13 protein-coding genes are annotated in these 13,840 nt (G+C 39.1%); 8 read left to right on the top strand and 5 right to left on the bottom strand.

All coding sequences use genetic code 11. The features are described 5' to 3' along the window. Positions 1 to 360: 360 nt before the first annotated feature. A complete protein-coding gene (locus DES35_RS04260) occupies positions 361 to 819 on the bottom strand; it encodes a hypothetical protein (RefSeq protein ID WP_037356519.1) in 459 nt (152 codons plus the stop codon). Between the two features lie 119 nt (positions 820 to 938). Between DES35_RS04260 and DES35_RS04255 the strand changes: the two genes are divergently transcribed. The 6 genes from DES35_RS04255 to DES35_RS04230 all read left to right on the top strand — a co-directional run bounded on the left by DES35_RS04255 (position 939) and on the right by DES35_RS04230 (position 8,037). Continuing rightward, the gene (locus tag DES35_RS04255; RefSeq protein ID WP_114365887.1) at positions 939 to 1,652 is read left to right on the top strand and encodes a hypothetical protein; all 714 of its coding nucleotides are present in this window, start codon (positions 939 to 941) and stop codon (positions 1,650 to 1,652) included. A gap of 23 nt (positions 1,653 to 1,675) precedes the next feature. Then, positions 1,676 to 2,815 (top strand): lycopene cyclase family protein, encoded by a 1,140-nt coding sequence (locus DES35_RS04250; protein ID WP_114365886.1) that lies wholly within the window; start codon positions 1,676 to 1,678, stop codon positions 2,813 to 2,815. A 163-nt stretch (positions 2,816 to 2,978) separates the two neighbouring features. Continuing rightward, positions 2,979 to 3,878: an OmpA/MotB family protein gene (locus DES35_RS04245; protein ID WP_170125692.1), complete on the top strand. Its 900-nt coding sequence runs from the start codon at positions 2,979 to 2,981 to the stop codon at positions 3,876 to 3,878. Positions 3,879 to 3,888: 10 nt separating this feature from the next. Beyond that, on the top strand, positions 3,889 to 5,130 hold the full coding sequence (locus tag DES35_RS04240) for a bifunctional folylpolyglutamate synthase/dihydrofolate synthase (protein WP_244906317.1): 1,242 nt from the start codon (positions 3,889 to 3,891) through the stop codon (positions 5,128 to 5,130). Next, positions 5,123 to 7,009, top strand: a complete 1,887-nt coding sequence (locus DES35_RS04235; protein ID WP_114365884.1) for an HAD-IIIA family hydrolase — start codon at positions 5,123 to 5,125, stop codon at positions 7,007 to 7,009. The genes DES35_RS04240 and DES35_RS04235 overlap by 8 nt, the downstream gene beginning before the upstream one ends. Positions 7,010 to 7,026: 17 nt before the next feature. After that, entirely contained in the window at positions 7,027 to 8,037 is a 1,011-nt protein-coding gene (locus DES35_RS04230) for a nicotinate-nucleotide--dimethylbenzimidazole phosphoribosyltransferase (protein WP_114365883.1), read from the top strand. 160 nt (positions 8,038 to 8,197) lie between these two features. On the opposite strand, the gene DES35_RS04225 is transcribed toward DES35_RS04230, so the two are convergent. The 3 genes from DES35_RS04225 to DES35_RS04215 are packed head-to-tail and all read right to left on the bottom strand — an operon-like array spanning position 8,198 to position 10,424. Continuing rightward, on the bottom strand, positions 8,198 to 9,340 hold the full coding sequence (locus DES35_RS04225; RefSeq protein ID WP_114365882.1) for an NAD(P)/FAD-dependent oxidoreductase: 1,143 nt from the start codon (positions 9,338 to 9,340) through the stop codon (positions 8,198 to 8,200). Next, the gene (locus tag DES35_RS04220) at positions 9,337 to 9,885 is read right to left on the bottom strand and encodes a DUF6580 family putative transport protein (RefSeq protein ID WP_114365881.1); all 549 of its coding nucleotides are present in this window, start codon (positions 9,883 to 9,885) and stop codon (positions 9,337 to 9,339) included. Before DES35_RS04220 ends, DES35_RS04225 begins: the two co-directional genes overlap by 4 nt. A 44-nt stretch (positions 9,886 to 9,929) precedes the next feature. Then, complete coding sequence (locus tag DES35_RS04215; RefSeq protein ID WP_114365880.1) at positions 9,930 to 10,424, bottom strand: helix-turn-helix domain-containing protein; 495 nt, start codon at positions 10,422 to 10,424, stop codon at positions 9,930 to 9,932. 113 nt (positions 10,425 to 10,537) lie between these two features. Between DES35_RS04215 and DES35_RS04210 the strand changes: the two genes are divergently transcribed. Next, positions 10,538 to 10,951, top strand: coding sequence for an OsmC family protein (locus tag DES35_RS04210; RefSeq protein WP_114365879.1), 414 nt, complete (start codon positions 10,538 to 10,540; stop codon positions 10,949 to 10,951). Between the two features lie 39 nt (positions 10,952 to 10,990). Here DES35_RS04210 and DES35_RS04205 read toward each other — a convergent pair whose 3' ends face one another. Then, positions 10,991 to 12,811, bottom strand: a complete 1,821-nt coding sequence (locus tag DES35_RS04205; protein WP_125039338.1) for an OmpA family protein — start codon at positions 12,809 to 12,811, stop codon at positions 10,991 to 10,993. A 307-nt stretch (positions 12,812 to 13,118) separates the two neighbouring features. Here DES35_RS04205 and DES35_RS04200 point away from each other — a divergent pair, with 307 nt between their 5' ends. Next, the gene (locus DES35_RS04200) at positions 13,119 to 13,829 is read left to right on the top strand and encodes a head GIN domain-containing protein (RefSeq protein ID WP_114365877.1); all 711 of its coding nucleotides are present in this window, start codon (positions 13,119 to 13,121) and stop codon (positions 13,827 to 13,829) included. The last annotated feature ends 11 nt before the right edge of the window (positions 13,830 to 13,840 follow it).

The following is a 13,840-nucleotide window of genomic DNA, read 5'->3' as shown; positions in this document are numbered from 1 at the left end:
CGGAGCACAAGGGCTTGGAGCACTGTATGGCAGAAGGAAGACGGCTTGGAGTGGTAACTGGAGTTTTTGCACTAAGTTGGTTCCATTGTAAATCCCGACAATTGCAGGATTGTCGAAAGGTGCGCCATTAATCGAGTTGCAATCCCTGTATATGGTAAGCTTAATCTGATATAATTTGTTTCCATTTGAAGAGTTGCCCTGACATTTATATGACAATTCTCCTCCCACAATGTGGAACGAAAAAATTTCTGAGGATAATATCAATAGCAAAAAAACCAAAGAAACCCCTCTCATCATCTAACAAAAGTAGAAAAAAAACGCGACTTTTCATCGTCGCGTTTTAAAGTCAGAATATTAGTTTTAAAATGTAAATCTGAAACTTAAATTAAAATTTATTAAATCCCAGAAATATGGGACTATGTTTAGCTCAGGCTTTGCGTCCAATGAAATGTTGAGAGGGACACCCTGAAATTTGTAGTCTATTCCAATAATGCCATCTACCCCAAGCAGCAGATTATCGTTGGCAGGTGGTACATTGCGTCTGCCACTGGCATAAGTACCAACATGCACACCGTATCCGTAAAACCAACTTAAACCTGGTTCGTTACCAAGCGGTCTGAAGTGTTCGATAAGTCCTGTAAGACTAAATCCGCCCCATCTGGGCGAAAGGATAAATTCATAGGCATGACTCTGAGAATTATAGTATCTGTAAGTCAGACCATTATTAAAACCTCCTCTCAAGCCAAGTGCATGATTATAACTTTGAGCACCAGCAATGATGGACATCAGAAATGCAAGTAAAATTAGTGTTCTTTTCATAGAGAATATTTTTTCAAAAGTAGAGTATTCAAAACTTAGGAAAGTTTTAAACCTTACGTTATTTATGGAAGATAAATCTAATTAATGTTATTTTTGTTTAAAATAAAAACCTTAGAACCATGAGAACAGTAAGGCTGAGTACCACATGGATATCTGATGGTTTAATTGACTTTGAGTATAAAGTTTACCAACTTCTCGCTTATTTGCAAAAAATCAATGTGTTATTCGGTCAGAAAAAAATTTATCCCCATTTGTCGGACATGCTTGAACAGTATCGATATCTTGCAGATTTTAAAAATCAAAAAGAGGATACGAAAAATAAATTTCCCCAAACCATATCAGAAATTGATTTAAAAAGTAAAATGGTGCATTATGAACATTTATTTGAAGATGATGATGTCTTGAAAACTATTGACGAAATCATTGATTTTGCACTACCAAAACTGAAAGAAAATATTGAACTGGGAAAAGAACTTTTCGAATACGCCTCTTCGGTAATGGAGCTGGAACCCATAGGAATAGTTCCACTTTATAGAAAAGAAGGGTATTTTTTGCTTCGAGATACGTCTATCAATCAAGCTTTGATTTTCTATTATAAGGTCAAGTTAATCCAAACCGAAATAGATAAATACAGAGCCTTAGAAACCAAATATCTGGGAAGAGAGAAACTTTCCATAGTCAATACTCCGGAAAATATAAAGCTAAAACTTATAAAAAATTTCAAAGAAATACCTAATCCCTCCAGTTATATGATAAGTATAAAAGAGCCCTTGCCATTAGTGCCAACATGGCTTCCGATAGCCAAACGAATGCTGCTTAAAGCAGTTAGTTGAAAAAAGTAAAACATTTGATTTAATTGGAAAAATACGATATAATAATAACAGGGGCAGGGGCTGCAGGGCTTAGTTTTGCATATAAACTAGCAAAAGATAGTTTTTTTGACAATAAAAAAATATTGTTATTGGACAAGGAGGAAAAATCTGTAAATGATAAAACCTGGTGCTTCTGGAGTAAAGAAAATAATATCTTCCCTGAAATAATATTGAAAAAATGGAATAAATTACTGATAAGAACATCCCATAAAAGTCAAATATTTGACATAAACCCTTATTCATATAATCTGATTAAAAGCTCTGATTTTTATCGGTATGTATTGAAAACGTTGCATTCGAAGAAAAATTTTCATTTTAAAACAGAGAAAATTGAAGAAATAAGAACCCATGGGTCTGTAGTGACAAATAAAAGCATTTATCATGGAGAGTACATTTTCAATAGTATCGGAAACACAATTATAAAAGAAAGGGAAAAAGTAATTACTTTACTTCAGCATTTTAAAGGGTGGGAAATACAAATGGAACGCCCTGTTTTTAATCCGGAAGTTGCTACCCTCATGGATTTTGACATAGATCAAAAAGGGGATTGCAGATTTGTTTATGTACTGCCATATGACGAGTTTACGGCTATGGTTGAGTATACAGTTTTTTCAGAAAATTTACTTGACAGGAAAGAATACAATGCAGAGTTGGAAAATTATTTAAATACAAAATATAATAATCAACCATATAAAATACTTCACGAAGAATTTGGTGTCATACCAATGAGCGATTTTAAGTACACATCTGATGTAAAAAACAGCATCATCAATATTGGAACTTTAGGCGGAGCGACGAAGGCATCAACTGGTTATACCTTTTACTTTATTCAGAAGCAAATCGATCATTACATCAAACAATTGAAAAAAAGTAAAATCAAAAAAGCCTTCATGCCAAAATTTAAATATCGGCTCTATGATAGTGTTTTGCTTCACGTATTAAAGGAAAAGAAAGTGCCTGCTTATACAATATTTGAAGATTTGTTTTTTAAATCAGAAATAAAGCTTGTCTTAAAATTTTTAAGCGAAAACACTAATATTCTTGAAGATATTATTCTCATGAGCAAAGTGAATATTCCAGTTTTTTCCAGGGCGATGATAAGGCGATTCCGAGAGTTAGATTAATTTATTAACATTGTATTTTAAATAACTGACAAACCAATACGTCTGCATTCATCTTTATCGCAATACCTTTGAGCAAATATCAATGTGTATGAAATTTTTTCGTATTTTAATTAGTATAACAGCTGTAAGCTCTTGTGTATCATCAAAAGTACACAAAAATTTGATGAACAGCTACAAACAGCTGGATAGCATTCACATGGCTACTTTACATGAAAACAATCAACTGAAAGCAGATAACAGAGCTTTAATGGACGAAGTTGCTTTTTTAAGTGCTTACATTGATAAATTAAGAAGTGATTCTCTGGATTACTATCACAACATTCTGAGTAAATCAAGGCAAATTGATGAACTCAATTGGTCTTATGAGTTTTTACTGGAAAACAACAAGTTGCTCATGAATCAGAGTTCTGCTGAAAACCGTAAGCTAATGCAGCGCCTGGAGAAACTTCAGGAAGAACTTCAGCAACGTGAAGATAGCCTCCGGTCTGAAAGGGTAAGGTTGGAGCAGCTTTCATTAAGACTTACTGATCGGGAGAAGCGTGTTGGAGAGCTGGAGGTAACGCTCTCACAAAAGGACAGCATTCTGCGATTTTTCACCGACAGAGTTTCCAGAGCACTGATGCCTTTTCAGGGAAAAGGATTGCAGGTGGCTATGAGAGATGGAAAGGTTTATGTCACTTTGGAAAATGCATTGCTCTTTGAATCCGGTAGTTGGACACTGAGCGAAAGGGCGATACCAGCATTGAAAAACCTGGCCAAAGTTTTAGAAGACAATCCCGACCTCAGTGTACTTGTTGAAGGACATACCGATAGCGATCCCTTCAGAGGTCAGACCGCAGTACGTGACAATTGGGACCTTTCTGTAATGAGGGCTACATCGGTAATAAAGGCATTGTTGGCCAATGGCAATATCAATCCGGCTAGAATTGTTGCTGGGGGCAGAGGAGAGTTTCACCCAATAGCTCCAAATACCACACCTGAAGGAAAGGCACAAAACCGGAGAACAGAGATTATCATCACTCCCGATTATTCAAAGTTGGTTGACTTACTGAAAGTTAAGTAATTCATTGAATGTGCTGAACGATTATGAAAGCGCCCTGAGCTGGCTGATGAGCCAGCTTCCGTTTTTTCAAAGGCAAGGTCATACAGCTTATAAACCTGGTCTCGAAAGGTCTCTAGCCCTGATGAATTGGCTGGGTCATCCTGAAAAAAAATTTAAAAGCATTCACGTGGGAGGTACAAACGGCAAGGGCAGCACTTCCCATTTGATTGCGGCCGCACTTCAGACAAAGGGACTTAAAACCGGACTGTACACCAGTCCACATTTGTATGATTTCAGAGAAAGAATACGAATTAATGGTCAAAAAATCAGCAAAGAATACGTAGTTGATTTTGTTAATAAATTTCGGTCGGAAGCCTTGCTGGTTGAGCCAAGTTTTTTTGAACTTACCATGGCCATGGCTTTTTCCTGGTTTGCTGATGAAAGGGTAGATATAGCCGTAATTGAGGTAGGTATGGGGGGAAGGTTGGATTCTACAAATGTGATTACGCCAATGGTCAGTGTAATAACCAATATCGGATGGGATCATATGCAGTTTCTGGGAGATACTCTGCCAAAAATTGCTCAGGAAAAAGCGGGTATTATCAAACCCAATACTTCTGTGGTCATTGGTGAAAGACAGGCCGAAGTGGAAGAGGTCTTTATCTCCGCAGCCAGAAGCAAAGGGTCAAATCTCATATTTGCATCAGAAGAGTTTAAGGAATTGGAAATCGAATGTGGGTTGCAAGGAACTTATCAACGCAAGAATGTTAAAACTGCTTATGCGGCATTGCAACTCTTGCCGGATAAAATCAGACCTAATGAATCCGAGATCAGAGAAGCGTTTAGAAATGTAAAAAAACTAACTGAAATCAGAGGTCGATGGGAAATCCTGCAGGATGCACCTTTAGTGATTGCCGATACGGCACACAATTACAACGGAATTGCCATGGTAATGAATCAATTAAAAGAAGTCAGAAAAGGGCTTTTGTTCATGGTATGGGGAATGGTTAGCGATAAGGATGCTGTAAAAATATTCTCCCTGTTACCCGGTGATGCTCTGTATCTGCTGTGTAAACCTGATGTACCAAGGGCAATGCCGATTAAACAGCTGGAAATAGTCGCCGACAAATTCAACCTCAACTATGAGAGTTATGATCATGTAATAGCTGCTTATACAAGAGCTTTGGAACTAGCCGGTAAATCTGACACCATTTTTATAGGCGGTAGCACTTTTGTAGTAGGAGACCTTCTAAAACACCTGGACAATGGTTGATACAGCCTATATCCTGTGCGGAGGAAAGGGGACACGGATGGGTGAGATTTCCACTCAAGTGCCCAAACCAATGCTCCCTATACTTGGAAAACCTGTTTTAGAACACATAATTCTGCAGTGTAAAATTAATGGTATTTACAATATATGCCTGATTACCGGGCATTTGTCGCAAATAATAGAAGAGTATTTTAAAAATGGCAGAAAATGGGGGGTAGAAATTTCATATTTTATTGAAAAAGAACCACTTGGAACTACAGGAGCCTTTAAGGAAATGGAATCTGTGTTACCTTCAGTGTTTTGGATTTTGTACGGTGATGTGATTTTTGATATGGATTTGAGCAAAATGTATGGGTTTCACATTCGTAAAAAAGCGGCTTTGACCCTTGCAGCTCATCCGAATGACCATCCTTTTGACAGTGATATAGTGAAAGTTGATGAGACAGACCGTGTCATCGAAATACTCCCAAAACCCCATTCGTCCGAGATCCTCGCAAGGAATTTGGTAAATGCTGCCTTGTATCTGGTCAATAAAGAAGTAATAACCTATCTTCCAGATGGTAGAAGCGACTGGGGCAGGAGAGAACTGCCAAGAATTTGCAAGTCGCTGCCGGTATATGCATGGCGTACCACAGAGTATATCAAAGATATGGGCACGCCAGAAAGAATTCAGAAAGTAACCGAAGATGTATTGAGAGGAAAACCAGCAATCAGAAACCTTAAAAACCTTCAAAAAGCTATATTTCTCGACAGAGATGGGGTACTAAACGAAGACAAGGACCTCATAAAATCTCCAGATGAGCTGGTGGTGTTTCCTTTTGCAGGTGAAAGCATCAGACAGATTAACAAGAGTGAATATCTGGCTATAGTAGTTACCAATCAAAGCGTAGTCGCCAGAGGATTGACAGATAGTGCCGGGCTTGATAAGATTCACGCCAAACTGGATAAGGTCCTCGCAGAGAGTGAAGCTTATCTTGATGATTTGTACTACTGCCCACATCACCCAGACAGTGGTTATGAGGGAGAGATAAAAGAGCTGAAAATTAAATGTACATGCAGAAAGCCATCGCCAGGAATGCTGTTGGCAGCCGCCGAAAAATACAATATTGATTTAAGTCAGAGCTGGATCATTGGCGACAGAAACAGCGATATTGAAGCTGGAAAAGCAGCAGGATGTATCACAGTTGGAGTATTGACGGGCAATGGTTTGAAAAACTTGAAAACAATGCCCGATTTTATATTCGGAAACTTACCGGAAGCCATTGAGTATATTCTCACCAAACCTCATCACAATGTATTACAAAAATTAAAAAGTCTGCTAAAAAACCATTTGAAAGGCAGGCCTGCTGTAATTGCAATTGCAGGAAATACCGGAAGCGGCAAATCCACCCTATCCAACTATTTACAAATTTTTTTCAATAAAGAAGGATTTAAGACATTAAAAATTGAATTGGATCAATGGATTTTACCTCAATCGCAAAGAGGTAAGGTACACAACCTTTACGAGGTATACCGAATAGACAAAATTCAAGAAAATCTCAGGGATTTGATTAAAGGGAAAAAAGTTATGCCACCAGGCTACCAGCGACATCCAACCTGGTCTATAGAGCCTCCTGTTTACCTGCTTGAACCAGATACTGATCTGGTGATTTTGGATGGGATAATAGCCTTCGAAACCTCGAAAAGTTTTAAAAATCAAAGGGTAGTAAAAATTTATTGCAAAACAAGTCCTGAAAAATTCACATACAATCTCATTCGACTAAATACCTGGAAAGGAAGAACAAAGGACGAAATCAAATCCATGTTCGATTCAAGGAAAAAAACCGAATACGAAAAAATTGAAATATTGGAACGCGAGGCCGATATTTTAGTTGAATATTAGCAGAACAACGCTTAGCGATGTCCACTCCACTTACGTTTAAAATAAAAATTCCTGATAAGCGAATTTTACATGGATTGGAATCCCGAATGCAAAAAGTTCAGGGTAAACCGGGCCGCTATGGGATTCTGGAAAAAATAGTTTTAAAAATTGGCCTCATCCAGCAGAGTCTTGAGCCTTTTATTCAAAATCCGGTACTTCTGCTGTTTGCAGGAGACCATCTTTCAGGTATTAAAATGTCCAAAGACCCGGTGAGTCCCGCTGCCAGACGGATCCACAAAATGTTTCTCGACGAAGCACCTGTGCTTCAAATTGCAAAAAAGATGGGTGTAAGTTACAAGATTATCGATGCCGGTGTCCATTATCCGTTGGACAGTTTTATCGATTATTGGATCAACAGAGGTTCGGTAATAATTAATAAGAAAGTCAGGGGAGCAGCCAGGGATTTTCTCCATGAACCCTCGCTGACCACTCATGAAGTACACCAGGCTATTTCAATTGGAGCTGATTTGGTAAACAAATTTTACTACAACGGCAGCAATGCATTTCTATTTGGACACATCGGGACTTCCTGTGCAATATCTACTGTAGTGCTGACCTCGGCCATATTGGGAAAATCGGTTGAGACGCTGTGGTATATCATCGAAAAAGAAGACGAAATACTTTTGAAGTACTCCAAAATTGCGCTGAAAAAACATCCTAAAACAAGTGATGTCATAAATAATATAGCACATTTTGGCACGGCTCAAATTGCAATGATGGCAGGAGCAATGCTAAAATTAGCCGAGAGGGAAATATTTTTTGTGGTAGATGACAATGAAACGCTTCTTTCATTGTTGATAGCATGGAAGTTGCACCCCGAAGTTGCGGAATACGCTATAGTGGCTCAGAATTATTCCTCCATTGCCAAAGAAATTTGTAATAAAATGCATGTTTCTCCAATCATCGATTTTAAAATTACTGCAGATGAAGGATTGGGGACACTGATGGCTTATACCCTTATACAGTCAGCTCTTCAAATTAATTCGTAAATACTTATATTAAAATTAATTATTTAGTTCAACTTAAACTTATTGTTCAGTTGAATAATTTCATCAATTAATTGTAATACAAATAGTTAAAGATTCTATTTAATTTGATGATGTAAGTGCTAAAATTGATCTTGAAATGATTCTCATAAAAATTTATAAATCAAATATTTATCAATTCCACCAGCTTTTTGGACAAGATAGGCGCCAGAGCGATTCCCATGCCAGATAATCGCACTCCATATAAGGTTCCATTGTCAGTTTTACCTAAAAGGTACCCCTTTTCATTATTTGGCCCAAAACCCATAATGCCTGCCCAGCGAAATTCTACGGGATGTGATGCAGGCATTTTAAAAAACTTTTTTAAAGCTTCCTCCAAAGCGGTCTGAATCTTGGCACTTATTTCAATTTCATCCGTAGATTCTTCATTAAAATCAGTATTGCGGGCACCTCCAATCAGAATTCTTCTATCTCCGATATTTCTGGCGTAATAATATCCTTCATCCCAGTGCAAGTTACCTTTCCATTCCAAAGGCTGAGGCAGGGGAGCAGTTACCAGAATTTGTCCTCTTTTAGGCGCCACATTTGTACTTTCAAGTAGAGATTTGCCAAAACCATTGGTGCACACGATAGTTGCTCTTGATTGAAATTTGCCAATCGATGAATGGACGATGAAATTTTCTCCTACCTTATCAATGGAGGAAACTTCTACTCCATGAAGCACAATGACACCCAATGAATGAGCTTTCTGCAAGAGCTTTAAGATGAGCTTTCCCGAGTGCAATTGACCTTCATATGGTGTGTAGATGGCTCCGATCGCGTTTTTTATACCCGATAATTCCTCCAGGTCATCGTCAATGTAAAATACTTCGGAGGCCAGTTCTTTCAAGTCGTTGTTTAATTCACTGATTTTGGAGCAGACTTCTTCATATTTTTTCTTTTCACCTTTGAAAAAAAGCTCATATCCTCCCAGAAATTTAAAGTCTACATCGTAGGGTTTAATGATGTGAAGCAGCTCTTTGATTCCGTGCCATCTATCGGCTACCAAATGAATGGCTCGGTCTTTTCCCATCGTGGCAATATCTGAAAGTATTTCCGTAGGACTTCCGAAACAGGTAAATCCTGCATTTCTTGAACTGGCCCCATACGGGATTGGCGATCTTTCGAGCACGAGAATTTTTGCTTTTGGAAATACTTCAGAAGCCCTGATAGAGGTGAGCAACCCGGTGATACCAGCTCCTACTATAGCAATATCGACATTTTTAAATATTGCATCGCATTCCCAAAAGCTCAAACTTCTGCTCATACAGCATCGGGAATTCTTCTTTCAATTACAGAGAAGGACCATAAAATTAAACCACCATATACCAAGGTGCCAAAAAATTGACTGATAGCAAATGGAATTGCGGCAACGTAACAGGCCAAAAGACCGGAAAAATTTTGAGGATACATTTGACTTCCGAGCCAGACTCCATAGTTTGAAATCAAAAAGAATAAAAGGCTTGAACCCACAGAAGCCGCTAACCAGTTGACCAGACGTGAATGATTTTGTCTAAGAACCCTGGACAGGATTATGGAGAGAAAAAATGGAAAATAAATAAAAGCAGCTCCGGGTGTAATCCACACAAATCCATCAAAAAATTCTTTCATTAAAAAATTGTTGATGATCAAATCGGATACAAAAAGGGATAGAAAAGTGGCCAGAAATGCAGGTTCCCATTTTTTATACACCATGGCGCCCGCTACTGCGATGGCGCCGACCGCTGTGAAATTAGGGTAGTGTGGAATAATCCTCGAAATAAATGCCAAACCAAATAGACCTAACGTAAAAATCCAATCTTTTTTTGTCATTCCAATCTACTTTAATGGCTGACAAAGGTAAATTCCAAAACCTGTCAAAGGTTAAAATCCTGCGTTGGGGTATAGAAAATTACTTTACCATCGGAGGTAAACAAGGCTACTTTTACAATTGTAAATAAATTAGAAATATTTTCATTTGTTAATTCCCGTTGGGAGCTTTCAAGGTTCTTATTGGCAGGTATGCTTACAGCTTCTTTGGAGTCAGAATTAGGATGTTTGCCCGACTCATCCATGCGATTTACTGTGTTGTAATTATCTGTTAATTGATTGGAAAATAATGTATTGTTATCTTTCATTTCATTTAATGGTTCCAGTAAATTTCCCTCGCCTTTGATGAGGTGGTTGAAATTTACATTTGGAAATTTTCGAAAAATAGCCTCCAATATGGTCATCGATGGTGCATTTCGTCCATTGTAAATATGTGAAAGAGCTGCAGGACTAATTCCCAGTAATTCAGCAAATTCATTATTGGATAAGCCTTTTAACATCTGTAATTTTCTGATGCGACCCACTACTTCGTTTGTATTCATATATGTAAATTTATGTTCTCGGGATTTCAAGTGGTAAATTTACATATCTAATTTATTGGATGTTCTCTATTTTTGAAATTTGTCACCAAATCTCTGTTAATCCCCTTTGCAATATGTTGATTTCAAAAGTAATATATCGAGGTACACTCCGCTGTGAAGCTGTCCATCTGAAAAGTGCTCAACACATTACAACAGATGCTCCACCCGATAATCGTGGAAAGGGGGAAGCCTTTTCACCTACGGACCTGTTGAGTACTTCTCTGGCCACCTGTATGCTTACCGTTATGGCTATTGCTGCTGGGGATAATGAAAAAATGCTGCAAAACAGCTATGCGGAAGTTGTAAAAGTGATGGCAGCTCATCCCAGACGGGTGTCTGAGATACATGTGACTTTGTACCTGCCAGAAGGATTTAAAAAGGAAGAAAGAACACGCCTGGAGCGCGTAGCCCTAAATTGTCCGGTAGCCAAAAGCCTGCACCCGGACATTGTCCAAAAAGTTGAATTCAAGTGGATCCTTCCCGATTAGACTATTGGTTTTTTGCACCTTGTCTGTGCAAATGGTGATTTATTGATTGGATAGTATGATGAGTTCGGTCCTGCGATTGCGCTGTCTGCCTTCTTCGGTTTGATTGTCGGCAACGGGTTTTGTATCGCCATATCCCCTGGCTACCAATCTGTTGGAATCTATTCCATTGCTGATGAGATAGTTGACTACTGTTTTTGCACGGTTTTGTGAAAGAACTTTGTTGTACGCTGGAGAACCTTGATTGTCTGTATGGCCGGCAATTTCGACTTTGACTTGCGGATTTTGTTTGAGAAATTCAAGAATTTTTATCAATTCCGCCTCTGATTTTGGCTGAATCTGATACGAATCCGTATCAAAAAATAAGTTTTGTAATACGATTTGACTACCTGCTTCTATAGGTTGCAATTTTACCTCCACAAAAAGAGCTTCTTCAGGCTTTTGTTCTGCTACTTCAAAATTTTGGGAGTGAAAGAGATAACCTTGTTTTTCTACATACATGGCATATTCTCTGTTGCCAGGTAATACCCAGAAAAAGCTTCCGTCGCGTCTGCTGCTGCCGTTCCAGATTTCTTTGCCATTAAATAAATCAATAAGTCGAATCTTACATCCGGCTAATTTGGCTCCTGATTTGGCATCCACAGTTAAGCCAGCTACATAAGCCACCGGAACCTGCCTGATTTTTTCATCCAGGACAAAACGATACAAATCAAAACCTCCAAACCCGTCAGGTCTACTATCACTTGCAAAATAACCTACCGACCCGTCTGGACCGATGATCAGACTGAATTCTTCTGCAGAAGTATTAAGTGGAAAACCAAGGTTCACTGGCTTTGACCACGAGCTATCGGATTGTCTTACTGTGTAAAAAAAGTCCATATCACCAAATCCCGGATGGCCATCGCTGGCAAAAAACAAAGTTTTGTTGTCAAAGTACATGAATGGAGTAGCTTCTCTATACGGAGTATTAACAACGTCTGAGAGGGGTTTTGCCTCCGTCCATTGTCTGTTTTCACCCAACGTGGAGTAATATATGTCCGTTGATTCGTCCCTACCGTTTTTTCCCCGGACAAAAAACAGGGTTTTTCCGTCTGGCGACAGTGAGGGCTGGCTCTCCCACTGGGAAGTGTTGATGGCAGGTCCTAAATTTTGTGGAGCACTCCATGAACCATCGGGTAACAAAAAGCTGGCATACAAGTCGCACGAACCATACCCTTCAGGTCTGTGGCAACCCGTGTAAATGATGGTCCTACCATCGGCTGATACGGTTTGTGCACCTTCGTTGAGTGGAGTGTTGATGCTACCGGGCAATTTTCTCTTAGGCGTCAACTGTCCATCAGAAGTGATTTCCGAATAGTAGAAATCTTCATCTTTTTTATCGGTGCCAATTTCTCTTTCCGTAAAGACCAGCAGTCGTCCGTCAGCCGAGAGGGAAGGAAAGTACTGATGATGCTGATCATTGAGGGCACTTCCAAGATTTTCAGGTAAAAACGTAAGGGTGTCTTTTATTGCTTCCATTGCAAATTCAAGATTTTTCAGCAATCTATTGGCTTTTTGAATTCCCTGGGGACTCGCTTTCGCATAGTTTAAATATCGATCCAGATGCATCCGCGCCGGGGCATATTGGTAGGTAAGAAAATACAAGTCGGCCAGCGATAGGTGTATAAAGTCGCCGGCACCGGCCCTTACAGCACCCTGAAAGTACGTTATGGCTTGCAAATAGTTTTTTTCCCGCGTGTAAAAATCGCCCAACAAAATCCAGGAATCCTGAAAATCAGGATATTTTCTGGTAATCTTTTCCAGTAGTGCAACAGCTCCTTCCAGATCTTTGGCTGAGAGCTTTGCTCTGGCTTGCTGGTACATTTTTAAGGCTTTTTTGTTTTGTGAACTTGCCTCAAAGGGCAGTAAACAAAAAAATAATGCTATAAATACGAGTAGACGCCTGAGTATTACCACGTTTTTCTTCTAATTACTGAAAATCAAATATCGAAATTTTTACCCTGACAAATACCCGGTCATAAAATTAATTAAATAAACGGCCATAAACCCACAGCATCGTATTAGGGGCGATGAACTGCGTGGCCGGGATTTGTTTTTTTCAATAAAGCTACAGAATGCAGCTGTTTTTATTCTATTTCTCATAATTTAGCCTTGAAAATTAGATAGGCTCATGCGCTTTCAAAAAGTACTTTTGGTTTCATGCACAATTATCTTTTTTTCAGAATGTTCGCTCAGAGATGTAAAACCTTCCGGAGTTGTCATTGAGAGGAAGGAAGCCATCGGTGACTTATCCTCGATCACATTAGCAGGGAATTTTAAAGTAATGCTCAAAGACAGCGATCAAAACTATCTTACAATCAAAGGAGATAGTGCCTATCTTGCACATTTGTCCGTTGAGCATAAAAAGAAAAGGCTGATCATCGAGGCAGATCGGAACTGGATGTCAGACAGTATACCCGTGGTTCATCTCTATCTGCAATCCACCCCTTCTAAAATAGAATTGGCCGGAGCTGCCCGGTTGATTTCCCAAAAGAGGATGCAGACCAATGCCGTCCAACTGGACATGACAGGTGCCGCACGGGCCGATCTCAACATGAGGGTGAATGAAATCTTCGTCAACCAAAGTGGTGCAAGCATTTTAAAAATCAGCGGTGCCACGGAAAATTTTATGCTGAATATTGCCGGAGCTTCGCAATGCGATGCAAAAAACTTTCCGGCCAGAAATGTAAAAACCTCAGTGAGCGGGGCCTCGAAAGGAGAAGTATTCCCCATCGAAAGACTGAATGTAACCCTATCCGGTGCCAGCACTCTGAAATACATCGGTAGTCCTGCGATAAAATCCAATATTTCGGGAAATGCTACACTATCCATTATCGAATAAATCTGATCATT

It is taken from the genome of Schleiferia thermophila (genome assembly GCF_003337435.1).
GTDB classification, from domain to species: Bacteria; Bacteroidota; Bacteroidia; order Flavobacteriales; family Schleiferiaceae; genus Schleiferia; species Schleiferia thermophila.
The sequence above is the reverse complement of the archived record's forward strand: the minus strand, read 5'-3'. Positions and strand labels throughout refer to the sequence as shown.